Raw genomic sequence first — 25,196 nt, forward strand, 5'->3', positions numbered from 1 at the left:
ACTTAATTCCACCATAAAAATCCGTTTTAGACTAATTTCCACTTTAGTCAGGCGAGTGGAAGTTACTTTGAGAACTTACCTAGAATGCCCAAATGCTCTCCAGTCCCGTTTTAGAGTGACTCAGGAGGCTTTTTTTGATATAATAAAAAGGACTGTTATCAGTTAGAAAGAGGTTGGTATGAAAGAATTACAAACTGTACTTAAAAACCATTTTGCAATCGAATTTGCAGACAAAAAGTTACTGGAGACTGCCTTTACTCATACGAGTTATGCCAATGAGCACCGCCTCTTAAAAATTTCACACAATGAGCGCTTGGAATTTTTAGGAGACGCTGTTCTACAGTTATTGATTTCAGAATATCTGTATAAAAAATATCCTAAAAAGCCTGAGGGTGACCTGTCTAAACTACGTGCCATGATTGTCCGCGAGGAGAGTTTGGCTGGTTTTGCGCGTGATTGCCAGTTTGACCAGTTTATCAAGCTGGGTAAAGGGGAAGAAAAATCTGGTGGTCGTAATCGTGACACCATTCTTGGTGATGCCTTTGAAGCCTTTCTTGGTGCTCTCCTTTTGGACAAGGATGTGGCCAAGGTCAAGGAATTTATCTATCAAGTCATGATTCCTAAGGTTGAAGCAGGCGAATTTGAGATGATTACAGACTACAAAACCCATCTCCAAGAGTTACTTCAGGTTAATGGGGATGTAGCTATTCGTTATCAGGTGATTTCTGAAACGGGTCCTGCCCACGATAAGGTCTTTGATGTAGAAGTTCTTGTCGAAGGTAAGAGCATTGGTCAAGGTCAAGGTCGTTCTAAGAAATTAGCAGAGCAGGAAGCTGCCAAAAATGCCGTTGAGAAAGGGCTGGATTCATGTATTTAAAGGAAATCGAAATTCAGGGATTCAAGTCTTTTGCTGACAAGACCAAGGTCGTCTTTGATCAAGGTGTGACGGCAGTTGTTGGACCTAATGGATCTGGAAAGTCCAATATTACTGAAAGTCTGCGTTGGGCCTTGGGGGAGTCAAGTGTTAAGAGTCTCCGTGGGGGCAAGATGCCGGATGTCATTTTTGCTGGAACTGAAAGTCGCAAACCGCTCAATTATGCTTCTGTAGTTGTGACTTTGGATAATAATGACGGATTTATCAAGGATGCAGGTCAAGAAATCAGGGTAGAACGTCATATCTATCGCAGTGGAGATAGCGAATACAAGATTGACGGCAAGAAAGTCCGTCTGCGTGATATTCATGATCTTTTCTTGGATACAGGTTTGGGACGAGATTCCTTCTCTATTATTTCCCAAGGGAAGGTTGAGGAGATTTTCAACTCCAAGCCTGAGGAACGCCGAGCTATTTTTGAAGAAGCTGCTGGAGTTTTAAAATACAAGACTCGCAGAAAAGAAACTGAGAGCAAACTGCAGCAAACTCAGGATAATCTAGACCGCTTAGAGGATATTATCTACGAGTTGGATAATCAAATCAAGCCTCTTGAGAAGCAAGCTGAAAATGCCCGTAAGTTTCTAGACTTGGAAGGTCAACGCAAGGCTATTTATTTAGACGTTTTGGTTGCTCAAATCAAGGAAAATAAGGCTGAACTAGAGTCTACAGAAGAAGAGTTGGCACAGGTTCAGGAACTCTTAACGAGCTACTACCAGAAGCGTGAAAAATTAGAAGAAGAAAATCAGAATCTCAAGAAGCAACGTCAAGATTTACAGGCTGAAATGGCCAAAGATCAGGGCAGTTTGATGGATTTGACCAGTCTGATTAGTGATTTAGAGAGAAAATTAGCCCTATCGAAATTAGAATCTGAGCAAGTAGCCCTGAATCAACAGGAAGCACAAGCCCGTTTGGCTACTTTGGAGGATAAGAGAAATTCTCTCAGCAAAGAAAAATCTGATAAGGAAAGCTCTTTAGCACTTTTAGAGGAAAATCTAATCCAAAATAATCAAAAACTCAATCGTTTAGAAGCTGAATTGCTAGCTTTTTCAGATGATCCTGATCAGATGATTGAGCTCTTGCGTGAACGCTTTGTGGCGCTTTTACAAGAAGAAGCAGATGTCTCAAACCAGTTGACCCGTATCGAAAACGAGTTGGAAAATAGTCGTCAGCTTTCTCAAAAACAAGCAGATCAACTACAAAAACTCAAAGAACAACTGGCTACAGCTAAAGAGAAGGCTAGTAAGCAAAAGGAGGAGCTTGAAACTGCTAAGGAACAGGTTCAAAAATTATTGGCAGACTACCAGGTCTGTGCCAAGGAGCAAGGGGAACAGAAAACTTCCTATCAAGCACAACAAAGTCAACTCTTTGACCGTCTGGATAATCTCAAAAACAAACAGGCTAGAGCCCAAAGTTTGGAAAATATCCTGAGAAATCATAGTAACTTTTATGCAGGTGTCAAGAGTGTTCTCCAAGAAAAAGACCGCCTTGGTGGGATTATTGGAGCAGTTAGTGAACACTTGACCTTTGATGTGCATTATCAAACTGCCCTAGAGATTGCGCTTGGAGCGAGTAGCCAGCATATTATCGTAGAAGATGAACATGCGGCAACTAGAGCCATTGATTTCCTTAAACGGAACAGAGCCGGTCGTGCAACCTTCCTTCCTTTGACAACGATCAAGGCGCGTACGATTTCTAGTCAGAATCAAGATGCTATTGCTGCAAGTCCAGGATTTCTGGGTATGGCAGATGAGTTAGTTACTTTCGATAATAGGTTGGAAGCTATTTTCAAGAATTTGCTAGCTACAACAGCGATTTTTGATACAGTAGAACATGCGCGTGCAGCTGCTCGCCAGGTTCGTTATCAGGTTCGTATGGTGACATTGGATGGGACAGAGCTGCGTACAGGTGGTTCCTATGCAGGTGGAGCCAATCGCCAGAACAACAGCATTTTTATCAAGCCAGAACTGGAGCAATTACAAAAAGAAATTGCTGAAGAGGAAGCAAGTCTTCGTTCAGAAGAAGTGGCTTTGAAGACCTTGCAAGACCAGATGGCTAGATTGACCGAAACATTAGAAGCCATCAAATCTCAAGGAGAACAAGGACGTATTCAGGAGCAGGGCTTGTCCCTCGCTTATCAGCAAACCTGTCAACAAGTTGAAGAACTGGAAACTCTTTGGAAACTCCAAGAAGAGGAATTAAATCGTCTTTCTGAGGGAGATTGGCAAGCAGATAAGGAAAAATGCCAAGAGCGCCTTGCTACTATTGCCAGTGATAAGCAAAATCTGGAAGCTGAGATTGAAGGGATTAAGTCTAACAAAAATGCCATCCAAGAACGTTATCAGAACTTGCAGGAAGAGCTAGCGCAAGCTCGCTTGCTTAAGACAGAACTGCAAGGGCAAAAACGTTATGAAGTTGCTGATATTGAACGTTTAGGCAAGGAATTGGATAATCTGAATATCGAACAAGAGGAAATCCAGCGCCTTCTTCAAGAAAAGGTTGACAATCTTGAGAAAGTTGATACAGAATTGCTCAGTCAACAGGCGGAAGAAGCCAAAACTCAGAAAACAAACCTCCAACAAGGTTTAATTCGCAAGCAGTTTGAGTTGGATGATATTGAAGGTCAACTGGATGATATTGCTAGTCATTTGGATCAGGCTCGCCAGCAGAATGAAGAGTGGATTCGCAAGCAAACACGTGCTGAAGCTAAGAAAGAAAAGGTCAGCGAGCGCTTGCGCCATCTACAAAGTCAATTAACAGACCAGTATCAGATTAGCTATACTGAAGCTTTAGAAAAGTCTCATGAGTTGGAAAACCTCAATCTGGCAGAGCAAGAGGTGCAGGATTTAGAGAAGGCTATTCGCTCGCTGGGTCCTGTCAATATAGAAGCTATTGACCAGTACGAAGAAGTTCACAGCCGTCTGGATTTCCTCAATAGCCAACGTGATGACATTTTGTCAGCGAAAAACCTGCTCCTTGAAACCATTACAGAGATGAATGATGAGGTCAAGGAACGCTTTAAATCAACCTTTGAGGCTATTCGTGAGTCCTTTAAAGTGACCTTCAAGCAGATGTTTGGAGGAGGACAGGCAGACTTAATCTTGACTGAGGGAGACTTGCTGACAGCTGGGGTTGAGATTTCTGTTCAACCTCCAGGAAAGAAAATCCAATCCCTTAACCTCATGAGTGGTGGAGAAAAAGCCCTATCAGCTCTTGCCTTGCTCTTCTCCATTATCCGTGTCAAGACCATTCCATTTGTGATTTTGGATGAGGTGGAAGCTGCGCTGGACGAAGCCAATGTTAAACGCTTTGGAGATTATCTCAACCGCTTTGACAAGGACAGCCAGTTTATCGTCGTAACCCACCGTAAGGGAACCATGGCAGCGGCCGATTCCATCTATGGAGTGACCATGCAAGAATCAGGTGTCTCAAAAATTGTTTCAGTTAAGTTAAAAGATTTAGAAAGTATTGAAGGATGACAATTAAACTAGTAGCAACGGATATGGACGGAACCTTCCTAGATGGGAATGGACGCTTTGATATGGATCGCCTCAAGTCTCTCTTGGTTTCCTACAAGGAAAAAGGGATTTACTTTGCGGTGGCTTCGGGGCGCGGATTTCTATCCTTAGAAAAATTATTTGCTGATGTTCGTGATGACATTATTTTTATCGCGGAAAATGGCAGTTTGGTCGAATATCAAGGTCAGGACTTGTATGAAGCGACCATGTCTCGTGACTTTTATCTATCCACTTTTGAAAAGCTGAAAACTTCACCTTATGTAGACATCAATAAACTGCTCTTGACGGGGAAAAAAGGCTCTTATGTGCTAGATACGGTTGATGAGATCTATTTAAAAGTGAGTCAGCACTATAATGAAAATATCCAAAAAGTAGCCAGTCTAGAAGATATTACAGATGACATTTTCAAGTTTACAACCAACTTCACAGAAGAAACGCTGGAAGCTGGGGAAGCTTGGGTTAATGAACATGTTCCTGGTGTTAAGGCTATGACAACTGGCTTTGAATCTATTGATATTGTTCTGGACTATGTTGATAAGGGAGTGGCCATTGTTGAATTAGCTAAAAAACTTGGTATCACAATGGATCAGGTTATGGCTTTTGGAGACAATCTTAATGATTTGCACATGATGCAGGTTGTGGGACATCCTGTAGCTCCTGAAAATGCGAGACAAGAAATTTTAGAATTAGCAGAGACTGTAATTGGTCACCATAAGGACCAGTCGGTTATCGATTATATGGAGGGCTTATAATGGCAGATATAAAATTGATTGCATTGGACTTGGATGGGACCTTGCTGACTACTGATAAAAGGCTGACGGATCGTACCAAGGCAACTTTGAAAGTTGCGCGTGATCGTGGTATCAAGGTCGTATTGACAACTGGTCGCCCTTTAAAAGCTATGGATTTCTTTCTCCATGAGTTGGGGACTGACGGCCAGGAAGATGAGTATACAATTACTTTTAATGGTGGTTTAGTTCAGAAAAATACAGGTGAAATCCTTGATAAGACAGTCTTTTCATATGATGATGTGGCACGCTTGTATGAAGAAACAGAGAAATTATCGCTGCCTCTTGATGCTATTTCAGAAGGAACTGTTTATCAAATCCAATCTGACCAAGAAAGTCTTTATGCCAAATTTAATCCAGCATTGACCTTTGTTCCAGTGGCCTTTGAAGACCTATCTAGTCAAACGACTTACAATAAATGCGTGACTGCTTTTGCTCAAGAACCCTTGGATGACGCCATTCAGAAAATTTCGCCAGAATTATTTGAACAATATGAGATCTTTAAATCTCGTGAAATGTTGCTAGAGTGGTCACCAAAGAATGTTCATAAAGCAACAGGTTTGGCAAAACTAATCAGCCATCTGGGAATCGATCAAAGCCAAGTGATGGCCTGTGGTGATGAAGCCAATGACCTGTCTATGATTGAGTGGGCAGGACTCGGTGTTGCCATGCAAAACGCTGTTCCTGAAGTCAAGTCAGTCGCAAATGTGGTGACGCCAATGACCAATGATGAGGAAGCTGTTGCCTGGGCTATCGAAGAATACGTGCTAAAGGAGAACTAAGATATGGGATTGTTTGATCGTCTATTCGGGAAAAAAGAAGAACCTAAAATCGAAGAAATTGTAAAAGAAGCTCTGGAAAATCTTGATTTGTCTGAAGATACTGAGACTGCCCTTACAGAAGCTGATGAAGTTTCTCAAGAAGAAGCAGAGGTTGAAATTATTGAACAAGCTTTGCTCCAAGAACAGGAAATCCAAAAAACTGTTGAAGAAAATTATGATTCAGAGCCAGTTGCAGAGGTTTCTCAAGAAGAAATAGAAGAATTTCCAAACTCACAAGAAGTCACAGAGGAAGAGAATTCTGAGCTCCTAGAGACTGTAGAAGAAAATAGTTCTGAAGTGCTTGAACCAGAAGCTCCTCAAGCAGAAGAAACTGTTCAGGAAAAATATGACCGCAGTCTTAAGAAAACTCGTACAGGCTTCGGAGCTCGCTTGAATGCCTTCTTTGCCACCTTCCGTTCTGTCGATGAAGAATTCTTCGAAGAACTGGAAGAACTGCTGATCATGAGTGACGTTGGTGTCCAGGTTGCTTCTAGCTTAACAGAGGAGCTACGCTACGAAGCCAAGCTTGAAAACGCCAAGAAACCTGACGCACTTCGTCGTGTCATCATTGAGAAATTGGTTGAGCTTTATGAAAAGGATGGAAACTATGATGAAAGTATCCACTTCCAAGATGGCTTGACAGTCATGCTCTTTGTTGGTGTAAATGGTGTTGGGAAAACAACTTCTATCGGGAAACTAGCTCACCGCTACAAACAAGCAGGTAAGAAGGTTATGTTAGTTGCGGCAGATACTTTCCGTGCAGGTGCAGTTGCACAGCTTGCTGAATGGGGCCGTCGTGTTGACGTTCCAGTTGTGACTGGACCTGAAAAAGCTGATCCAGCTAGTGTGGTCTTTGATGGCATGGAACGTGCCGTGGCTGAAGGTATTGATATTCTTATGATTGATACCGCTGGTCGTCTGCAAAACAAGGACAACCTCATGGCTGAGTTGGAAAAGATTGGTCGTATCATCAAACGTGTTGTCCCAGAAGCACCACATGAAACCTTCTTGGCACTTGATGCATCAACAGGTCAAAATGCCCTGGTACAGGCCAAAGAATTTTCAAAAATCACTCCTTTAACAGGAATTGTCTTGACTAAGATTGATGGAACTGCTCGAGGTGGTGTAGTTCTAGCCATCCGAGAAGAACTCAATATTCCTGTAAAATTGATTGGATTTGGTGAAAAAATCGATGATATTGGAGAGTTTAACTCAGAAAACTTTATGAAGAGTCTCTTAGAAGGCCTGATCTAATCAGAAACAAAAATCCTGCAAGGCATAAACTTGCAGGAAATTTTTTTTATTCTAAACGACCATCTTGACGATAGGCGATATCTGGTTGCCAAGTCCATTTGGCACCAAATTTTTCAAGTAAGTCAAAGCTGGCTTGAGGTCCCATACTTCCAGCTTTATAGTCATGAAGTGGGGCACCATTTTCAGCCCAGAGCTCTTCGATACGGTCAATCAATTTCCATGACGCACCAACTTCATCCCAGTGGCTAAAGTTAGTTGAGTTGTTATTTAGGACATCATAAATCAATTTCTCGTATGGTTCTGGAGAAGCACCAGTTGCGGTCGCATCTGTACGGTAATCAAGTGAGTTAGGAGCCAGGTTGAATTCTTCTCCTACTTGTTTCCCATTTAGGCTAAGAGAGAAACCTTCTGTTGGTTGGATATAGATGGTCAAAATATTTGGAGCAAGTGGTTCACCAAAGATAGAATCCATTTGTTTAAAGACGATGTTGACATGAGTTCCTTTTTCAGTCAGTCGTTTACCAGTACGGAAGAAGAATGGAACACCACGGAATCGATCGCTGTTTACAAAGAAGGCACCAGATGCAAAGGTTTCAGTTGTAGATTCTGGATTCACATTTGGCTCGCTACGATAAGAGATGTATTTCATGCCATCAATCTTACCAGAACGATATTGACCACGGATAAAGTGTTCTTTAAGTTCTTCATCAGTTGGATGATAGAGGTTTTTAAAGACCTTAATCTTTTCAGAACGGATCTCATCTTTTGTGAAGCTTGCTGGCTTGTCCATAGCAAGGAGAGAAAGGAGTTGTAGAGTGTGGTTTTGTACCATGTCGCGGAGGGCACCTGATTCATCATAATAGCCACCACGTTCTTCTACGCCTAAGCGCTCCGCAAAGGTAATTTGAACATTGTCGATAAAATTCTTGTTCCAAACATTTTCAAAAATCAGGTTTGCAAAGCGAACTGCAAAGATACTTTGAATCATTTCCTTACCAAGATAATGGTCGATACGGAAAATTTGTTCTTCGTCAAATGTTGCTAGGAGTTCGTCATTTAACTTGCTTGCAGTTGCGTAATCTGTACCAAATGGTTTCTCAACGATTAAGCGTTCAAAACCTTTACCGTCAACAATGTTTTCAGACTTGAGGTGTTTTGCTATAGTTCCAAAGAACTGAGGCGCCATAGACAAGAAGAAGAGCTTGTTGTGTTCAGCTTGGTACTTGTCATTTAGTTCAGCCTGCAATTGACGCAAAGCAATGTAGTGTTCTGTATCGTTGACATCATGACTTTGATAGTAGAAGTGGCTAGCGAATTCTTGAGCCTGTTCGGTACTATCTGCCAAATCAAGGATCGATTCGACGACAACAGATTCAAAATATTCCTTGCTCCAAGGACGACGGGCAGTTCCAATGACGGCAAAATGTTTGGAAAGATTGCCGGATTTATATAGTCTAAATAGGGAAGGGTAGAGCTTGCGTTTAGCCAGGTCTCCACTCGCACCGAAAATTGTAACAATAACCTTAGATGACATCTAGCTACCTAATTTCTATTTTTATTCCTAGTCTTGCTAGGTATGAGGAAACCTCATTTCATAAACTTAATTCTAACATAATTTTCCGAAAAATCAAAAATTCCAATACGAGATAGAAAAAAACTGCAAGGAAATCCTTACAGTTTGCGTTTAGACGTTTAAGACCTTGTCCAAGAAATCTTTCAGACGTGGGTGTTGAGGGTTATCAAAGATTTGATCAGGTGTTCCATCTTCTAGGAACTCACCATCTGCAGTAAAGATAACACGGTTGGCAACCTGACGGGCAAATCCCATCTCATGGGTTACGATAATCATGGTCATGCCTTGTTTAGCCAATTCCTTCATAACGTTTAGTACGTCTCCGACCATTTCAGGATCAAGGGCAGAAGTTGGTTCATCAAAGAGCATGATGTCTGGATTCATTGCAAGTCCACGAGCGATGGCTACACGTTGTTTTTGACCACCTGACAGGCTATCTGGACATGCCTTAGCCTTATCTGCTAGCCCAACCTTGTCAAGCAACTCCATTCCCAATTTTTCAGCTTCTTCCTTAGTCATCAACTTGTGCTCAATAGGAGCAAAGGTGATGTTGTCCAAAACGGACATGTGTGGGAAGAGGTTGAAGTGTTGGAACACCATTCCGATATTTTCACGGACGTGGTCAACGTTGGTTGTTTTTTCAGTTAAGTCATAACCGTTCACAGTGATGTGACCGCTCGTAACTTCTTCTAAAAGATTTAGGCTACGAAGGAAAGTTGACTTACCAGAACCTGAAGGACCGATGATACAAACAACATCTCCTTCATAGAACTTGGTCGTAATTCCTTTTAAAACTTCATTTTTTCCGTAGCTTTTGTGTAAATCATTTACATCAATTTTTAATTTTGCCATTAACGAATCCTCTTTTCTAAGCGTTTCGCTAGTTTAGTCAAAAGCGTGATAATTACAAGATAGAAGATAGCAAGGATTGCATACATCTTGAAACTTTGGTAGTTACGGGCGATGATAATCTTACCAGTTTGGAAGAGTTCAACCAAACCGATAGCAGATACGATAGTTGTATCTTTAAGAGCGATAACGAATTGGTTAACAAAGTTTGGCAACATCAATTTAGTTGCTTGTGGCAAGATAATCTTACGCATGGTTTTTCCATAAGAGATACCCAAGCTTCGGCTGGCTTCCATTTGTCCAATTGGAACGGCCTGAATACCACCACGAACGATCTCAGCGATATAAGCGGCTGCATTGAGAGATAGGGCAATAGTACCAGCTACAAAGTCGTTAATTGGACTTTGTTGGCCTGTGATAGACTCGATGAAGTTTGGAATACCCCAGAAGATGAAGGCTGCAAGAATCATCAATGGAATACCACGGATAACGTCAACGAAAATCTCAGAGATCACACGAAGAGATTTGTATGGGCTGACACTAAACATACCAAAGATAATCCCGATAACAATGGCAATAGCAAATGAGATAAGAGCTAGAGCAAGAGTGATACCAAGCCCGCTAAGGAGTTGTTTGTAGTTGTTTTGAAGCAAGCCCCAGATAGTTGTCTCATCAACAGTGCTTGTTGAAGCAGTTGAAGATTCGCTAGCTAGGTATTTATCAAGAATCTTTTGGAATTCTCCGTTTGCTTTAAGGTTTGCAAGTCCGTTGTTGAACATCTCAATCAATTCTGGATTTGCTCCTTTTTTAACAGCAAAGGCTGTTTCACCGATTGGAGTTCCAGCGATTGGTGTTTTCAATTTTTGCCCTTGGCTGATAGAATATTTGAGGACAGGCTCATCATCCATAACGGCATCAATGGCACCAGTGTTTAAACTGTCATACATTGACGAACCATCAGCGAAGGTTTTGATTTTGTAGCCGTACTTGCTTTGATTTTCTGTTAGGAAGGTTTGAGAAGCAGTTCCGTTTTTAACACCAACTGTCTTCCCTTTCAAATCTTCATAAGAAGCAATGGTACTTGATTCTTTGACACCAAGGATAGTATTGGCAGTGTAGTAGGATTCTGAGAAGTCAAAAGTTGCCTTACGAGCATCTGTGACAGACATACCAGCAATGATACCATCTGCTTGACCAGCTTGAACAGCACTGATAGCGGCATCAAAACCAGGGTTGGTGATTTCAATTTCAAAACCTTGGTCTTTAGCGATGGCCTTAATCAATTCCATATCAATACCAGTGTATTGGTTGCTTGAATTTTGGAAAACAAAAGGTGCAAAAGAAGAATCGCTGGCAATGATGTATTTAGCTTTAACAGGAATAGCTTTTAAGCCCGCTAGAGTAGTTGTAGTTGGAACTGCTGAAGATGATGAAGCAGTCCATTTCTTGATGATTTTATCAAGACTACCATCTTTTTTCATTTCAGCCAAGGCTTGGTTAAATTCAGTAACCAGGTGCTCGTATTTGCTTCCTTTTTTAACACCGAAAGCAAAACTCCCTACAGCTTCCCCATCCATTTCAATATGAAGGTCTTGACCTTGGTTAATAGCATACTCGATAACAGGTTTGTCATCCATCATAGCATCAATGGCACCAGCACTCAAGCTGTTGTTCATCAAATCACTAGTGTCAAATGTTTTAATAGTAAAGCCGTATTTATCTTTGATTGTTTCAAGAAAACGTTGAGCAGCAGTTCCGTTTTTAACACCAACGGTTTTGCCAGTTAATTGGTCATATTTACTAATCTTGTGTGCCTTTGTAGTTGCAATGACAACTTTTGTATCATAGTAAGTATCAGACATGGTGAAGACTTTTTCACGTTCTTTCGTCTTTGTCATCCCTGCCATGATGGCATCAGCTTGCCCAGCTTGAACCGCATTGACCGCTGCATCAAATCCAGGATAGGACATCTGAATATTCCATCCTTTAATCTCTGCGACTTTGTTAATAATGTCAACATCAATTCCTTTATAAGTTTGATCTGAATCTTTAAACTCAAAAGGTGCATAGGCGGTATCAGAAACAATCTTAATCGTTTCAGCTTTGGCAATACCTAATGAGAAAATTGGGAATAAAATTAGCAAAAATGCTAGAAATTTTTTCTTCATTTTTAGTCTCCTTTTCCGAATATTTTCCCATTATATCAGAAAAAGTAAAAAAAGGCAAATTTTTATATTTTTGTGTCAGAAAATGTGACATCCATAATTCTTGTTTTGTCTTGAATCACACAACCGAAGTGCTATAATAAAGGTATATCATATAGTAAAAGAGGATAAAGTTATGAAAGACAAAAGAATCTTAAAAGACTTTGAAACTTCTAAAATGAGTTTAAACATTTACACAAGCCCCTTGTTAGCTCTATTTTTCGTCTATATATCTGAGTTCATATCTTCTCTATTTTTTGGCCTTAGTTTTTTAGCATTGATCGGGCTATTTAGCAATCTTGGTATGGGTGGTCAAAGAATTGCAGATTTCCTTCAAATGTTATTTCAGAATTTATCTGATAAATCAAGTGACATCCATTTGATATTTGAATTACTGTCCTTTGCTTTTATCATCTTAACTGTGTTTAGATGGACTAGAAAAGTTGAGAAAAGACCGATTCGAACCTTGGGATTTTATAAAGAAAATTTTTTAAGTGCCTTATTTAAAGGATACGGTCTTGGTCTATCCCTCTTTATACTTACTTTGGCTGGACTAGTAGTGTTGGGGCAGTATCAATTTGACTCCATTCACTTGGATACTTATTCGCTAGCTTTTACTTTATTTACAATCCCTTTTTGGATTTTACAAGGAACGGCAGAAGAATTGGTTACTCGTGCTTGGTTGATTCCACAATTGGCTAAGAGAACCAATCTTAAAGTCGCTATTATCATATCTAGTAGTCTCTTTACCTTACTTCATTTAGGAAATCCAGGCATAACTTTCTTATCTGCAATTGATCTCTTTTTATTCGGAGTTGCCATGTCCCTATATCTTCTTAAAACAGATACTATATGGGGTATAGGTGGTATTCATGGAGCTTGGAATTTCGCACAGGGAAACCTCTTTGGAGTATTGGTTAGTGGTCAGTCTTCAGGAACCTCAATCATGAAATTTACTCCACAAGGCAATCAAGACTGGCTTTCTGGTGGGTCTTTTGGTATTGAGGGTTCCATCGTGTCCAGTATTATTTTGTTTGTGCTGATTCTTTATCTCGCTTATCAATTAAAGAAAGATAATGAAAGGATGTGACTTCGGTCCGTCCTTTTCTTCGTGAAAATGCTATAAGTATGCTAAAATAGGAATAGCACATGGAGAGAGGATTCTTATGATTAACCGCATTACAGAAAATCAATTTAAACTAGTATCAAAATATCAACCTTCAGGAGATCAACCCCAAGCTATCGAGCAGTTGGTTGATAATATCGAGGGGGGAGAAAAAGCTCAGATTCTGATGGGGGCGACTGGAACAGGGAAGACCTATACCATGAGTCAGGTCATTTCCAAAGTCAATAAACCCACTCTGGTCATTGCCCACAATAAAACGTTAGCAGGACAGCTCTATGGAGAATTTAAGGAATTTTTCCCTGAAAATGCAGTTGAGTACTTCGTATCCTACTATGATTATTACCAGCCAGAGGCCTATGTCCCTTCTAGCGATACCTATATTGAGAAGGATAGTTCTGTCAATGACGAGATTGATAAGCTTCGCCACTCCGCTACTTCGGCCCTTTTGGAGCGTAATGATGTTATTGTCGTGGCCTCAGTCTCTTGTATCTATGGTTTGGGTTCGCCCAAGGAATACGCTGACAGTGTCGTTAGTCTCCGTCCTGGTCTAGAGATTTCTCGTGATAAACTCTTGAATGACTTAGTTGACATCCAGTTTGAGCGAAACGATATTGATTTCCAACGGGGAAGATTTCGTGTGCGTGGGGATGTGGTAGAGATTTTCCCAGCCTCTCGTGATGAGCACGCTTTTCGAGTAGAATTTTTTGGAGACGAAATTGACCGTATTCGTGAGGTTGAGGCTCTGACAGGACAGGTCTTAGGAGAAGTGGATCATTTAGCGATTTTCCCAGCCACTCACTTTGTGACCAATGAAGACTACATGGAAGTTGCCATTGAAAAGATTCAGACCGAATTGGAAGAGCAGTTAGCTGTCTTTGAGAAGGAAGGTAAACTGCTTGAAGCGCAACGGTTGAAACAGCGGACAGAGTATGATATTGAGATGCTGCGGGAGATGGGCTATACCAACGGGGTTGAGAACTATTCACGTCACATGGATGGACGGAGTGAAGGAGAGCCTCCTTACACACTTCTTGATTTCTTTCCAGATGATTTCTTGATTATGATTGACGAGAGTCACATGACTATGGGACAAATCAAGGGCATGTACAACGGAGACCGCTCGCGTAAGGAAATGCTGGTTAATTATGGTTTCCGTTTGCCGTCTGCTCTGGACAATCGTCCTCTCCGTCGTGAAGAGTTTGAAAGTCATGTGCATCAGATTGTTTATGTTTCAGCGACACCTGGTGACTATGAAAATGAACAAACCGAGACAGTGATTGAGCAAATCATTCGTCCAACAGGACTATTGGATCCAGAGGTAGAAGTCCGTCCGACAATGGGACAGATTGATGACCTCTTAGGTGAAATCAATGCCCGTGTTGAAAAGAATGAACGAACCTTTATCACAACCTTGACCAAGAAAATGGCAGAAGACTTGACCGACTACTTTAAAGAAATGGGCATCAAGGTCAAGTACATGCACTCGGACATCAAGACCTTGGAGCGGACAGAGATTATCCGTGACCTGCGCTTGGGTGTCTTTGATGTCTTGGTCGGAATCAACCTGCTCCGTGAAGGAATTGACGTTCCTGAAGTGAGCCTCGTAGCCATTCTCGATGCTGACAAGGAAGGTTTCCTTCGCAACGAACGTGGACTCATCCAGACTATTGGACGTGCTGCTCGTAACAGTGAAGGCCATGTCATCATGTATGCAGACACGGTTACCCAGTCTATGCAACGTGCTATCGATGAAACTGCCCGCCGTCGGAAAATTCAGATGGCCTATAATGAAGAGCATGGTATCGTACCACAGACAATCAAGAAAGAAATCCGTGACCTGATTGCCGTGACCAAGGCAGTTGCTAAGGAAGAGGACAAGGAAGTCGACATCAATAGCCTCAACAAACAAGAGCGCAAAGAACTCGTCAAGAAACTAGAAAAACAAATGCAAGAAGCAGTTGAAGTACTTGACTTTGAACTAGCAGCTCAGATTCGTGATATGATGTTGGAAGTCAAGGCGTTGGATTAGGGAAATTATAATTATTTGTATATAATTAAGTATGTTTAGAAATAAAATTTAAGAAATGAGATATAATGATTAATAAAACTACTATAGTAACTTTTGAAAAAGAATTTAAGAAAAAATTATTAGAAAAATATTCAGAAGAAACAGTGTTACAAGAGTATAGACTTGGAAATTTTGTAACCGATTTTGCAATTATAGATTATAATACAAAAGAAATTATCGCAATTTTTGAATTAAAAATAGGTAGAGTAGACTCGTTTTCCAGACAACAATTGTCTGGATTTAATAGTAGAATTAAACAACTTCTTCAGACTAATGGTATGGATGTACCAGTTTATTATGTTTTAAAGAGTAATGAGGATCAAGCGATTTTTACGATCAATAGACTATTTCAAGTAGTGGATGATGAGCAAAAATCTCAATTTATTTTCAAAGAAGTAGATTTACCATCTTATGAAGAATTATTAGCACGAAACTCTGCAACTGCAATTTATGAAAAAGAGAGACAGAAGCAAGAACAAAGAAAAAGTTTAAAAGAAGCTTTTAATAGTTTGAATTACATAAGCCCAATTCTAGCGTTTACTATATTTATAATATGGGGATTGTTTAAGTGTTTAAAAATTGAACTAACATGGATTGATTTAGCTTTTTTGTTAACTAGTTCTATATTTGCAGTATTTCCTTTTGTAAAGAAGATTGATATTACTCAATTCGGTTCAGTAGAGTTTAGAAATGATGAGGAAAGTTTTAAAGATAAATAAATGTTATTTCTTTAATATTACAATATTATCTTTAATTATTACTAATCTGGTTAATTTATATCTGACAGGTGTTAAGATTACTAATAGTAAAACATATTGAAAAAAAGAACCAATTGTAGTGAAACATCAGACTATGTTAAGAACTATTGATCTTACATTTGTACTTATCCAAATTATTCTAGGTCTGTTTGGTTTAAACTTGACACTGTTTTATGGAATATCTGATTATTTTGACTTTGCTTAACTTTGTTTATTAATCTATGGATTATTTTTAAAAACAAGAATCTTCCAAAGGCGTTATCAGACTTTTTCAGGCTTTTAGAGGATTCTTGACCCATGACATTCATGAATATCAATCCTCTGGTTATGAAATTTAAAGTAAAAATATGATAGAAAATTAAATCTTAGAAAGTGAGTAAATTTATGTCCCGTTCCCAATTAACGATTTTAACAAACATTTGTCTGATTGAAGACCTCGAAACCCAGCGCGTGGTGATGCAGTATCGCGCTCCTGAAACCAATCGTTGGTCTGGTTATGCCTTTCCAGGAGGCCATGTAGAAAATGGCGAGTCTTTCGCAGAGTCTGTCATTCGTGAAATATATGAAGAAACAGGGTTGACTATCCAAAATCCTCAACTTGTTGGCATTAAAAATTGGCCACTAGATACAGGTGGGCGCTATATTGTCGTTTGTTATAAGGCGACTGAGTTCTCTGGTACCCTTCGCTCTTCAGATGAAGGAGAAGTTTCTTGGGTGCAAAAAGACCAGATTCAAAATTTGGATCTGGCCTATGATATGCTACCTTTGATGGAGATGATGGAAGCTCCGGACAAATCTGAATTTTTCTACCCTCGCCGTACAGAAGACGATTGGGAGAAAGAAATTTTTTAGTTCTATGATTAGTTGATAGGTGTTATCTTTTAAAGTACGGTACTGAAATATAGGCTAAGTATGGCGATGTAAGTCAACTGAATATTGCTAAATTTCCTATCTATATCTTGAACAATCTCCATCTTCAATTTTGAAATCGGAGATTGTTTTATTTTATGGTATAATCTTAAAATATGAAAGGAAGTACCAGAAAATGGATGATAAAGTAATTGAACAATATAAAAGTCATGATAATCTTGATATTCGAGTAGAATTGCATAAGAAGTATTCAAAAAATAAATTGGGATTTAATAATTGGATATTTTCTAACTACCAAATCACTGATGAAGTAAAGGTTCTAGAATTGGGATGTGGTACCGGAGAACTGTGGAAAAGTAATAGTAATTCTATAGATAAAATGAAGCAGTTGGTTATTACAGATTTTTCTAAAGATATGGTAAAATCAACGAAGTCAGTGATTGGAAATAGAGACAATGTTAACTATGAAATAATGGATATTCAAAAGATTTCTTTTGAGGATGAAACGTTTGATATTGTTATTGCTAATATGCTTCTACATCATGTAAATGATATTCCTAAAGCGCTCTCTGAGGTGAATAGAGTCTTAAAAACAGGCGGAATTTTTTACTGTGCTACATTTGGTGAAAATGGAGTTGTAGATTATTTGGCAAGTTTATTTAAAGATGAGGTTAATCAAGATTTGGAAAATAAAACTTTTACTTTACAAAATGGAAAAAGGTACCTGAGTAGGTATTTTAACTCTGTCGATACATTACTCTATGATGATGAGTTACAGGTAACTAGCATAGATGATCTAGTTAAATACATCCAATCCTTTAAAGGAATTTCAGAAATAGGTTCGCTAGAAGAAAAAGTCATTCGTAAAAGATTGGAAGTACATTTTCATAATGGTAAGTTAATTATTCCTAAAGAATATGGTATGTTTATTGCTCGAAAGTAAAATTAAGGGAACGAAATTGTGAAAAATTAAGGAGTAGCTTTTCAATATAAAATCAAGCGGATAGTCTTTAGGCATGCTATAGCTGATTCTATATAAAAGTCTCAATCTTTTGGATTTGGAGAAGTTTCTTGGATACAAAAAGACCAGATTCCAAACTTGGATCTGGCCTATGATATGCTACCTTTGATGGAGATGATGGAAGCTCCTGACAAATCTGAATTTTTCTACCCTCGCCATACAGAAGATGGCTGGGAAAAGAAAATTTTCTAGTCTTTTACTAAATAACCGAGCTGATCCAAGGCCTCCTCGATATAGTGGAGGTCTTGTTGTGTTTCGGCTTCGACTAGGTGGTAATGGATACCATCTGTCAATTCAGACAGAGGTCTGAAGTCAGAATGCTCGACTTGTTCTAGAAAATGTTGCACATCTCGGCGACAAGACAGTTTCAGCAAGGTTTCAATTTCTCCATAGACGGGATGGTCAATCAAGGTGTTTTGAACACGTCCACCATTATCAACGATAGCAAGGAGTTCCTGACTGATTTCTTCAACTTCATGTTTCACTTTGAAAAGTTTATGGACATAAGGATTGGTATCAATTTGCTTATAGATGTAGCCACGATTAGTGGATAGGATAGGAGCGCCATCGGCTCTTAAAATTGCAATGTCCTGTACAATGACCTGACGTGTTACATGAAAATGCTCCGCCAAACTTTGGCCATTAAGTGCTTTAGGAGCTTCTTTCAAGAGTTGGAGGAGGGCTTGTTTGCGATCTTTTGTCATAGTTTTTCCTTTTAACGGCGTTTTCGAAGCACTTTATAGACAGCTAGTGCTAATGTATAGTCTACCATACTATGGATAATTGTGCCAAATCCAACTAGCACAAAGAGAACATAAAACATATTTTCTACATTAGTACCAGAAGTGGCGTAAAAAACGACACAGGCCAATACTTCAGCAAGGGCATGAACGACAGCCAAAACAAAGTTGAAAACCCAGGAAGCTTTTGGTTTATCTAGGGTATCGGGGAATTTTTGTAGGTAAAGAGCTCCCAAAGTCCCAAAAAAGATATGGGAAAAAGCCCTAAAAACGATAACCATGGGATAGCCAGCCATCAAAAATCCAAAACTAGAGGCTAGGATGACAAAAACTGCCATCAAGGGCGACAAGAACATGGCTATAAAAATAGCGATGTGGCTTCCTAAAGTATAGGAAGCAGGTGGAATGACAATCTTAAAAGGCATAACAATTGGAATCAAAATCGCAATAGCCGTTAAGAGGGCAGTCATTGTCATAAATTGTGTCTTTTTCCGTGTATTCATAAGAATCTCCTTTTAACTGTATATACACTAGTATAGTACAATAAACAAGACAATAAATCAAGGATTTACTTGGGTTTATAAGTCATTTTTTTAATTAAAGACTCGTAAACATTTCACTAAAAACACAAACTACATCAAATCATAACCACCCGTCAAACGGGTGGTTTGTCCCAGGGCTATAAGCCCAAATTACCAGCCAGCGCCTAAAGACGCTGGCTTTCACTTTGTTCAAGCCTTATTGCTCTTGACTCGTCACTTGCCTCTTAAAGAGGCTTTAATATTACTTACCACTATCCCTAAAGGGATCCTCATATTCTTTTACACTCAATTTATCTAGTGTTATATCATGCTTTTCCTGTTCTTGAATATATTTCTTAATTGTGGCTTCATTGAGTCCCACCGTACTCACATAATAACCTTCCGCCCAAAAATGCCGATTCCCAAACTTGTACTTGAGATTGGCGTGTTTGTCAAACATCATGAGTGCACTTTTTCCTTTTAAATAACCCATGAAACTCGAAACACTTATCCTTGGTGGAATACTTACTAACATGTGTACATGGTCTGGCATTAAGTGACCCTCGATAATTTCAACTCCTTTATAACTACACAAGCGATGAAATATTTCGCCTAAACTACTTCGATATTGATTATAGATAACTTTTCGTCTATACTTAGGGGTGAACACAATGTGATACTTACAATGCCACTTTGTGTGCGATAAACTATGAGCCTTTTGTGCCATATTTTTCTCCTTTCGCTTTACAATTGGCTTGAACACCTTTATTGTATCGCGTTCGGAGTTTTTTTGGTATAACCTTCGACGCGCACCCGCATAGCGGGTGGTTTTTTTGTCTCGCACCTAACGGAGCGAGACGGACTAATAGTCACATAACAAAATCTCCACATTCAAGTTTGAAAGTGGAGATTGTTTTTATTTCTTCAAAGTTTGTAGTCTTGGAACAATGGCTAAGGTTAGAACTGCGGAAATGACTAATTCGGCAATCGAATTTGTTGAGATAACAGTTGCTAGGAGTTTTTGGATATTACCATCAAAAACATTTCCAAAAAGGTAGAAAATTCCACCAAGTACAAAGACTGTGTTGGTAAGTGAACCAAGGGCTCCAGCTAAAATCAGACCAGTCTTGTTTTTCATCAGTTTATAGACTAGATAAGGAGTTAAACCAATCAAAATACGTGGGACGATGGCAATGATAGCTGAGTAGATGTTTCCGTTTGGTACAAATGGGGAGAAGAGGTAACTTGTCGGTAGAATTGTAATTGTATTAACCGTCAAACTAAGTAGCCCCATCAAAAATCCAAGTGTAACTCCAACTCGTGGTCCGTAGATAATGCTGGCAATAATGACAGGAATATGAACGATGGTCGGTTTGATTGGAAATGGAAAAAGGTTAAAGATAAGTGAGCTCAGAAAGTGTATCACGAGCATGGTTGCAAAAAAGATAGCAATGGGTGCAATATTAGAGCGTTTTTTCATCGAGAGTTTCCTTTATTCTTTCTAAAATAATTGTGAGGTCAGCTAAGGCTCCTCGTCCGTGGTCTCCACAAGCTAGTAGGGATTCCTTAGGAGCAATCAGCTGATAGCCGTAGGTTTCTAATGTTTTCAGATTAGCCTGAGTTGCTGGATGGTCATACATTTTTGTATTCATAGCTGGTGCGATGAGTTTGGGAATATGACTTGGCAGGGCTAGAGCTGTACTGGTTACCATGTTGTCCGCAAAGCCAAGGGCTAGTTTTGCGATAGTGTTAGCAGTTGCAGGGGCAACGATGAATACATCCACCTTTTTTCCAAGTTCGATATGATTAACCTGTTCAGGATAGGGTTCCTTCATGACATCCAAGTGGACAGGACTCTGTGAGAGTACCTGTAGTGTCAAAGGTTGGATAAACTCTGTAGCGGCCTGAGTCATTAAAACCGTGACTTGATGACCTTGTTTTTTTAGAGAACTGACTAAATCTGCCGACTTGTAAGAGGCGATTGACCCTGTTACAGCCAAGAGAATATGTGCCATATCTTTCCTTTCTAAGAATGGTAGACTTGAATTTTTTCAAGGAGGAGTTCTGCAATTTCTTCCTTGGTATTAACTGATTGAAGTTGATCTTTCTCAACAAAGATAGCACGATGCTTGTCTGTTGAAATTTGAGTCTGGTCATTTGCAATGATTAAGTCTGCTTGGTTATTGATAAGACTGTTTCTAGCAGTGTCAATTAGATGATTTTCAGAGACATCAACTAGTAGTTTAAAACCAATCAGATGAATAGCAGGATTCCATTCCTTGACTAGAGAGATGATCTTGGGTGTTTTTTTCAGGAATAAGACCTGAACCTCATCAGTTGAAGAAATCTTAGCCTGATGATTTTGCTTGCTTAAAAACTCTTCTAGATTGGAGCTAGCCTGAACTTCCTCAAGCCCTGTCATATAAACAGGAGTGTAGTCGGACACCGCCATTGAGTGAATCAAAACCTGATAATCTGCAACCCGTTCTTGCATCTCCAGTAGAAGGTCCTTGGTATTGTTAATTTCTAGAATGCTTAGATTAGGGTGAGCTTCTGGCTTCAGAGCTCGTTTTGTCGTAATTAAACAAACTTCATGCCCTGCAGCAAGCAAGGTTTCTGTGATGATTTTCCCCAAGCGACCTGTAGAATGGTTAGTGATAGAGCGGACGCTATCAATAGCTTCACTGGTACCGCCTGATGTAACTAAAATTTTCATAGCACTATTGTACCAAAAAAAAAATAATAAGCAAAAGAAAGCGCTTGAATATATATAGAAAATAAAAAGAATCTACTATAGTTTCAAACTATAAAGCCATATAAAATTTAAGAAAGGACTTTAAAAACCTTAAAAATAGGAATAATTACGAACGTTTAGAGAGTTTAAGGATGTTAAAAATCTTGTTTTGTGTTATAATGAATTATCATATAAGAGGTTAGAGGAGTTTTGAATGAAAACAGATATTGAAATCGCACAGAGTATTGAGTTGAAGCCCATTATTGATGTTGTAGAGAAGCTTGGAATTTCTTACGACGATTTGGAATTGTATGGAAAGTACAAGGCTAAGCTTAGTTTTGATAAAATTCGTACAGTTGAGAGCAATCCAGTTGGGAAATTGATTCTGGTTACTGCCATCAACCCAACACCTGCAGGTGAAGGAAAATCAACCATTACCATTGGTCTTGCGGATGCCCTGAACAAGATTGGCAAGAAAACCATGATTGCTATCCGCGAACCGTCTCTTGGTCCAGTCATGGGGATCAAGGGTGGTGCTGCTGGCGGTGGTTATGCTCAAGTTCTACCAATGGAAGACATCAACCTTCACTTTACTGGAGACATGCATGCCATTACGACTGCCAACAATGCTCTTTCTGCCTTGATTGACAACCACTTACATCAAGGGAATGAGTTGGGAATTGACCAACGTCGTATCCTCTGGAAACGTGTGGTGGACTTGAACGACCGTGCCCTTCGTCATGTGACCGTTGGACTTGGTGGCCCTCTAAATGGAATTCCACGTGAGGATGGCTTTGACATTACCGTCGCTTCAGAAATCATGGCGATTCTTTGCTTGGCTACGGACATCGAGGACTTGAAACGCCGTTTGGCTAATATAGTTATCGGTTATCGCTATGACCGTACCCCTGTTTCTGTTGGTGATCTGCAGGTTGAAGGTGCCTTAGCATTGATCTTGAAGGATGCTATTAAGCCAAACTTGGTGCAGACAATTTACGGTACACCTGCCTTTGTACATGGTGGTCCATTTGCCAATATTGCTCACGGATGTAACTCTGTCTTGGCAACAAGCACAGCCCTTCACTTGGCTGATTACACAGTTACTGAAGCTGGTTTTGGTGCAGACCTTGGTGCCGAGAAATTCCTTGATATCAAGACACCAAACTTGCCAACTTCTCCAGATGCAGTTGTCATTGTTGCAACCCTTCGTGCCCTTAAGATGAATGGTGGCGTGGCTAAGGATGCTCTTACAGAGGAAAATGTGGAGGCAGTTCGTGCCGGTTTTGCCAACTTGAAACGCCACGTTGAGAACATCCGTAAGTTCGGTATTCCAGCAGTTGTTGCTATCAATGAATTTGTATCTGATACAGAAGCTGAAATTGCAGCCTTGAAAGAACTTTGTGCCTCAATCGATGTACCAGTTGAATTGGCTAGTGTCTGGGCTGATGGTGCAGAAGGTGGAGTAGCACTTGCCGAAACAGTTGTCAAAACTATCTCTGAAAACCCAGCTAACTATAAACGTTTGTATGACAATGACCTTTCTGTTCAAGAAAAGATTGAAACGATTGTTACTGAAATCTACCGCGGTAGCAAAGTGAACTTTGAGAAGAAAGCTCAAACACAAATCGCTCAAATCGTTCAAAACGGTTGGGACAAATTGCCAATCTGTATGGCTAAAACTCAATATAGTTTCTCAGACAATCCAAATGCACTTGGAGCACCTGAAAACTTTGAAATTACCATTCGTGAATTGGTACCAAAATTAGGTGCAGGCTTTATCGTTGCTCTAACTGGCGATGTCATGACCATGCCAGGACTTCCAAAACGACCAGCAGCCCTCAACATGGATGTTGAAAGCGATGGAACAGTCCTAGGCTTGTTCTAGTATATTGTACTTGACTTTAAATGAGTTTGGAAATACTATCCAAGCTCATTTTTTCTCAGACTGCAAGCAGTTTGTCAATAAGAATTATACTCTTCGAAAATCTCTTCAAACTACGTCAGCTTCACCTTGCCGTATAGATGTTACTGACTTCGTCAGTTCTATCTGCAACCTCAAAACGGTGTTTTGAGCTGACTTCGACAGTTCTATCCACAACCTCAAAACAGTGTTTTGAGCAACCTGCGGATAGCTTCCTAGTTTTCTCTTTGATTTTCATTGAGTATCAGTCCTCTTTCCCTTGGGAAGAGGCTTTTTAATACTAGGAAAAGGACAGTTAGAGTCTTCTGTGTTATACTAGAGATATGTTAGATTTGAAAGAATACGGTATCGTCATGTGGCCGGAGGAGAAGATTGTTTCTTTTCGTCAGAAACTCCTCACTTGGTATGATGAAAACAAAAGAGATTTACCGTGGCGTAGAAGTAAAAATCCTTATCATATCTGGGTGTCTGAAATTATGCTCCAGCAGACCAGGGTGGATACGGTTATCCCTTACTATGAACGATTCTTGGACTGGTTTCCAACAGTGGAAAGTTTGGCAACTGCCTCTGAAGAAGGTTTGTTGAAGGCTTGGGAGGGACTGGGATATTATTCTCGAGTACGCAATATGCAGACTGCGGCCCAGCAGATTATGGCTGACTTTGGTGGTCAATTTCCAAATACCTATGAAGGAATTTCCAGTTTGAAAGGAATTGGTCCTTACACTGCAGGAGCCATTTCCAGTATTGCTTTTAACTTGCCTGAGCCAGCTGTAGATGGTAATGTTATGCGTGTTTTGGCCCGTCTGTTCGAAGTCAACCATGATATTGGCATTCCAAGTAATCGCAAAATTTTTCAGGCAATGATGGAAATCTTGATTGATCCGGATCGTCCTGGCGACTTTAACCAAGCTTTGATGGACTTAGGCTCAGATATTGAGGCTCCTGTAAACCCTAGGCCAGAAGAGAGTCCAGTGAAGGACTTTAGTGCGGCATATCAGAATGGAACCATGGACCGTTATCCAATCAAGGCTCCAAAGAAAAAGCCAGTTCCCATTTATCTAAAAGCCCTAGTTGTGAAAAATGCTCAGGGACAATTTTTACTTGAAAAAAATGAAAGTGAAAAGTTATTAGCAGGATTTTGGCATTTTCCCTTGATAGAAGTTGATGAGTTTCCGCAAGAAGAGCAGTTTGACCTCTTTCATCAGGTTGCAGAAGAAAGTGTCAACTTTGGCCCCAGTCCAGAGGAGAGTTTCCAGCAGGACTATGATCTAGATGTTGATTGGTTTGATACTTATTTTGAGACTATCAAGCATGTCTTTAGCCATCGAAAGTGGCATGTACAGATTGTAGCAGGTCAGGTGAGTGACTTTCATGATTTTTCAGATAGAGAAGTTCGCTGGCTTTCACCAGAAGAGTTCAAGGATGTCCCACTTGCCAAACCCCAACAAAAAATCTGGCAGGCTTATGCAAAAGCCAACTTAGACAGTAGCAAAGACTAGCTA

Annotated in this window: 22 protein-coding genes and 1 pseudogene; 13 read left to right on the forward strand and 10 right to left on the reverse strand. The window is 39.9% G+C overall.

Annotated features, from left to right (window positions below; translation table 11 throughout):
- Window positions 1-178 precede the first annotated feature (178 nt).
- The 5 genes from rnc to ftsY are packed head-to-tail and all read left to right on the forward strand — an operon-like array spanning window position 179 to window position 7,309.
- Window positions 179-877 carry a ribonuclease III gene (rnc, locus tag ACLV7Q_RS04150; protein WP_000661480.1) on the forward strand — a complete coding sequence of 233 codons (699 nt, stop codon included), beginning with the start codon at window positions 179-181 and terminating at the stop codon, window positions 875-877.
- A complete protein-coding gene (gene smc, locus ACLV7Q_RS04155; protein WP_218757722.1) occupies window positions 868-4,407 on the forward strand; it encodes a chromosome segregation protein SMC in 3,540 nt (1,179 codons plus the stop codon). Before rnc ends, smc begins: the two co-directional genes overlap by 10 nt.
- A complete protein-coding gene (locus ACLV7Q_RS04160; RefSeq protein WP_218757723.1) occupies window positions 4,404-5,198 on the forward strand; it encodes a Cof-type HAD-IIB family hydrolase in 795 nt (264 codons plus the stop codon). Before smc ends, ACLV7Q_RS04160 begins: the two co-directional genes overlap by 4 nt.
- Window positions 5,198-6,016 (forward strand): Cof-type HAD-IIB family hydrolase, encoded by an 819-nt coding sequence (locus ACLV7Q_RS04165; RefSeq protein WP_218757724.1) that lies wholly within the window; start codon window positions 5,198-5,200, stop codon window positions 6,014-6,016. The genes ACLV7Q_RS04160 and ACLV7Q_RS04165 overlap by 1 nt, the downstream gene beginning before the upstream one ends.
- 3 nt (window positions 6,017-6,019) lie before the next feature.
- Entirely contained in the window at window positions 6,020-7,309 is a 1,290-nt protein-coding gene (ftsY, locus tag ACLV7Q_RS04170) for a signal recognition particle-docking protein FtsY (RefSeq protein ID WP_218757725.1), read from the forward strand.
- A 46-nt stretch (window positions 7,310-7,355) separates the two neighbouring features.
- On the opposite strand, the gene zwf is transcribed toward ftsY, so the two are convergent.
- From zwf to ACLV7Q_RS04185, 3 genes are all read right to left on the reverse strand, one after another.
- A complete protein-coding gene (zwf, locus tag ACLV7Q_RS04175; protein ID WP_218757726.1) occupies window positions 7,356-8,843 on the reverse strand; it encodes a glucose-6-phosphate dehydrogenase in 1,488 nt (495 codons plus the stop codon).
- Between the two features lie 150 nt (window positions 8,844-8,993).
- Window positions 8,994-9,734: an amino acid ABC transporter ATP-binding protein gene (locus ACLV7Q_RS04180; protein WP_001096327.1), complete on the reverse strand. Its 741-nt coding sequence runs from the start codon at window positions 9,732-9,734 to the stop codon at window positions 8,994-8,996.
- On the reverse strand, window positions 9,734-11,899 hold the full coding sequence (locus tag ACLV7Q_RS04185) for an ABC transporter substrate-binding protein/permease (protein ID WP_218757727.1): 2,166 nt from the start codon (window positions 11,897-11,899) through the stop codon (window positions 9,734-9,736). Before ACLV7Q_RS04185 ends, ACLV7Q_RS04180 begins: the two co-directional genes overlap by 1 nt.
- Before the next feature lie 172 nt (window positions 11,900-12,071).
- Between ACLV7Q_RS04185 and ACLV7Q_RS04190 the strand changes: the two genes are divergently transcribed.
- The 6 genes and pseudogenes from ACLV7Q_RS04190 to ACLV7Q_RS04215 all read left to right on the forward strand — a co-directional run.
- Complete coding sequence (locus ACLV7Q_RS04190) at window positions 12,072-13,025, forward strand: CPBP family intramembrane glutamic endopeptidase (protein ID WP_218757728.1); 954 nt, start codon at window positions 12,072-12,074, stop codon at window positions 13,023-13,025.
- 76 nt (window positions 13,026-13,101) lie between these two features.
- Window positions 13,102-15,090 carry an excinuclease ABC subunit UvrB gene (gene uvrB / locus ACLV7Q_RS04195; RefSeq protein ID WP_218757729.1) on the forward strand — a complete coding sequence of 663 codons (1,989 nt, stop codon included), beginning with the start codon at window positions 13,102-13,104 and terminating at the stop codon, window positions 15,088-15,090.
- A 65-nt stretch (window positions 15,091-15,155) separates the two neighbouring features.
- On the forward strand, window positions 15,156-15,848 hold the full coding sequence (locus ACLV7Q_RS04200) for a hypothetical protein (RefSeq protein WP_218757730.1): 693 nt from the start codon (window positions 15,156-15,158) through the stop codon (window positions 15,846-15,848).
- A 423-nt stretch (window positions 15,849-16,271) separates the two neighbouring features.
- Window positions 16,272-16,739 carry an 8-oxo-dGTP diphosphatase gene (locus ACLV7Q_RS04205; protein WP_218757731.1) on the forward strand — a complete coding sequence of 156 codons (468 nt, stop codon included), beginning with the start codon at window positions 16,272-16,274 and terminating at the stop codon, window positions 16,737-16,739.
- Between the two features lie 193 nt (window positions 16,740-16,932).
- On the forward strand, window positions 16,933-17,700 hold the full coding sequence (locus ACLV7Q_RS04210) for a class I SAM-dependent methyltransferase (protein ID WP_218757732.1): 768 nt from the start codon (window positions 16,933-16,935) through the stop codon (window positions 17,698-17,700).
- A gap of 117 nt (window positions 17,701-17,817) precedes the next feature.
- Window positions 17,818-17,970 (forward strand): annotated as a pseudogene (locus ACLV7Q_RS04215) (NUDIX hydrolase); the annotation flags it as partial.
- On the opposite strand, the gene ACLV7Q_RS04220 reads toward ACLV7Q_RS04215, so the two are convergent.
- From ACLV7Q_RS04220 to coaB, 6 genes are all read right to left on the reverse strand, one after another.
- A complete protein-coding gene (locus tag ACLV7Q_RS04220) occupies window positions 17,967-18,482 on the reverse strand; it encodes a transcription repressor NadR (RefSeq protein WP_000159180.1) in 516 nt (171 codons plus the stop codon). The pseudogene ACLV7Q_RS04215 and the gene ACLV7Q_RS04220 sit on opposite strands and share 4 nt — an antisense overlap.
- A gap of 11 nt (window positions 18,483-18,493) precedes the next feature.
- Entirely contained in the window at window positions 18,494-19,021 is a 528-nt protein-coding gene (locus tag ACLV7Q_RS04225) for an ECF transporter S component (RefSeq protein WP_218757733.1), read from the reverse strand.
- A gap of 280 nt (window positions 19,022-19,301) precedes the next feature.
- On the reverse strand, window positions 19,302-19,766 hold the full coding sequence (tnpA, locus tag ACLV7Q_RS04230) for an IS200/IS605 family transposase (protein ID WP_173253905.1): 465 nt from the start codon (window positions 19,764-19,766) through the stop codon (window positions 19,302-19,304).
- A 189-nt stretch (window positions 19,767-19,955) separates the two neighbouring features.
- Window positions 19,956-20,519, reverse strand: coding sequence for an ECF transporter S component (locus tag ACLV7Q_RS04235; RefSeq protein ID WP_000747412.1), 564 nt, complete (start codon window positions 20,517-20,519; stop codon window positions 19,956-19,958).
- On the reverse strand, window positions 20,503-21,054 hold the full coding sequence (coaC, locus tag ACLV7Q_RS04240; protein WP_218757734.1) for a phosphopantothenoylcysteine decarboxylase: 552 nt from the start codon (window positions 21,052-21,054) through the stop codon (window positions 20,503-20,505). The genes ACLV7Q_RS04235 and coaC overlap by 17 nt, the downstream gene beginning before the upstream one ends.
- An 11-nt stretch (window positions 21,055-21,065) precedes the next feature.
- Entirely contained in the window at window positions 21,066-21,755 is a 690-nt protein-coding gene (gene coaB / locus ACLV7Q_RS04245; protein ID WP_218757735.1) for a phosphopantothenate--cysteine ligase, read from the reverse strand.
- Between the two features lie 232 nt (window positions 21,756-21,987).
- Here coaB and ACLV7Q_RS04250 point away from each other — a divergent pair, with 232 nt between their 5' ends.
- Entirely contained in the window at window positions 21,988-23,658 is a 1,671-nt protein-coding gene (locus tag ACLV7Q_RS04250) for a formate--tetrahydrofolate ligase (RefSeq protein WP_218757736.1), read from the forward strand.
- Between the two features lie 121 nt (window positions 23,659-23,779).
- Here the strand turns inward: ACLV7Q_RS04250 and ACLV7Q_RS04255 are convergent, their stop codons facing one another.
- Entirely contained in the window at window positions 23,780-23,932 is a 153-nt protein-coding gene (locus ACLV7Q_RS04255; RefSeq protein ID WP_218757737.1) for a hypothetical protein, read from the reverse strand.
- Window positions 23,933-24,017: 85 nt separating this feature from the next.
- Between ACLV7Q_RS04255 and mutY the strand changes: the two genes are divergently transcribed.
- Entirely contained in the window at window positions 24,018-25,193 is a 1,176-nt protein-coding gene (gene mutY / locus ACLV7Q_RS04260) for an A/G-specific adenine glycosylase (RefSeq protein ID WP_218757738.1), read from the forward strand.
- The last annotated feature ends 3 nt before the right edge of the window (window positions 25,194-25,196 follow it).

Origin of the sequence: Streptococcus mitis (genome assembly GCF_965111725.1) — a bacterium.
Classification (GTDB): domain Bacteria; phylum Bacillota; class Bacilli; order Lactobacillales; family Streptococcaceae; genus Streptococcus; species Streptococcus mitis_DV.

What these genes read in the sequence shown, in the direction of transcription:
- rnc (WP_000661480.1), top strand. Translation starts at nt 179, where the DNA reads ATGAAAGAATTACAAACTGTACTTAAAAACCATTTTGCAATCGAATTT.
- smc (WP_218757722.1), top strand. Translation starts at nt 868, where the DNA reads ATGTATTTAAAGGAAATCGAAATTCAGGGATTCAAGTCTTTTGCTGAC.
- ACLV7Q_RS04160 (WP_218757723.1), top strand. Translation starts at nt 4,404, where the DNA reads ATGACAATTAAACTAGTAGCAACGGATATGGACGGAACCTTCCTAGAT.
- ACLV7Q_RS04165 (WP_218757724.1), top strand. Translation starts at nt 5,198, where the DNA reads ATGGCAGATATAAAATTGATTGCATTGGACTTGGATGGGACCTTGCTG.
- ftsY (WP_218757725.1), top strand. Translation starts at nt 6,020, where the DNA reads ATGGGATTGTTTGATCGTCTATTCGGGAAAAAAGAAGAACCTAAAATC.
- zwf (WP_218757726.1), bottom strand. Translation starts at nt 8,843, where the DNA reads ATGTCATCTAAGGTTATTGTTACAATTTTCGGTGCGAGTGGAGACCTG.
- ACLV7Q_RS04180 (WP_001096327.1), bottom strand. Translation starts at nt 9,734, where the DNA reads ATGGCAAAATTAAAAATTGATGTAAATGATTTACACAAAAGCTACGGA.
- ACLV7Q_RS04185 (WP_218757727.1), bottom strand. Translation starts at nt 11,899, where the DNA reads ATGAAGAAAAAATTTCTAGCATTTTTGCTAATTTTATTCCCAATTTTC.
- ACLV7Q_RS04190 (WP_218757728.1), top strand. Translation starts at nt 12,072, where the DNA reads ATGAAAGACAAAAGAATCTTAAAAGACTTTGAAACTTCTAAAATGAGT.
- uvrB (WP_218757729.1), top strand. Translation starts at nt 13,102, where the DNA reads ATGATTAACCGCATTACAGAAAATCAATTTAAACTAGTATCAAAATAT.
- ACLV7Q_RS04200 (WP_218757730.1), top strand. Translation starts at nt 15,156, where the DNA reads ATGATTAATAAAACTACTATAGTAACTTTTGAAAAAGAATTTAAGAAA.
- ACLV7Q_RS04205 (WP_218757731.1), top strand. Translation starts at nt 16,272, where the DNA reads ATGTCCCGTTCCCAATTAACGATTTTAACAAACATTTGTCTGATTGAA.
- ACLV7Q_RS04210 (WP_218757732.1), top strand. Translation starts at nt 16,933, where the DNA reads ATGGATGATAAAGTAATTGAACAATATAAAAGTCATGATAATCTTGAT.
- ACLV7Q_RS04220 (WP_000159180.1), bottom strand. Translation starts at nt 18,482, where the DNA reads ATGACAAAAGATCGCAAACAAGCCCTCCTCCAACTCTTGAAAGAAGCT.
- ACLV7Q_RS04225 (WP_218757733.1), bottom strand. Translation starts at nt 19,021, where the DNA reads ATGAATACACGGAAAAAGACACAATTTATGACAATGACTGCCCTCTTA.
- tnpA (WP_173253905.1), bottom strand. Translation starts at nt 19,766, where the DNA reads ATGGCACAAAAGGCTCATAGTTTATCGCACACAAAGTGGCATTGTAAG.
- ACLV7Q_RS04235 (WP_000747412.1), bottom strand. Translation starts at nt 20,519, where the DNA reads ATGAAAAAACGCTCTAATATTGCACCCATTGCTATCTTTTTTGCAACC.
- coaC (WP_218757734.1), bottom strand. Translation starts at nt 21,054, where the DNA reads ATGGCACATATTCTCTTGGCTGTAACAGGGTCAATCGCCTCTTACAAG.
- coaB (WP_218757735.1), bottom strand. Translation starts at nt 21,755, where the DNA reads ATGAAAATTTTAGTTACATCAGGCGGTACCAGTGAAGCTATTGATAGC.
- ACLV7Q_RS04250 (WP_218757736.1), top strand. Translation starts at nt 21,988, where the DNA reads ATGAAAACAGATATTGAAATCGCACAGAGTATTGAGTTGAAGCCCATT.
- ACLV7Q_RS04255 (WP_218757737.1), bottom strand. Translation starts at nt 23,932, where the DNA reads ATGAAAATCAAAGAGAAAACTAGGAAGCTATCCGCAGGTTGCTCAAAA.
- mutY (WP_218757738.1), top strand. Translation starts at nt 24,018, where the DNA reads ATGTTAGATTTGAAAGAATACGGTATCGTCATGTGGCCGGAGGAGAAG.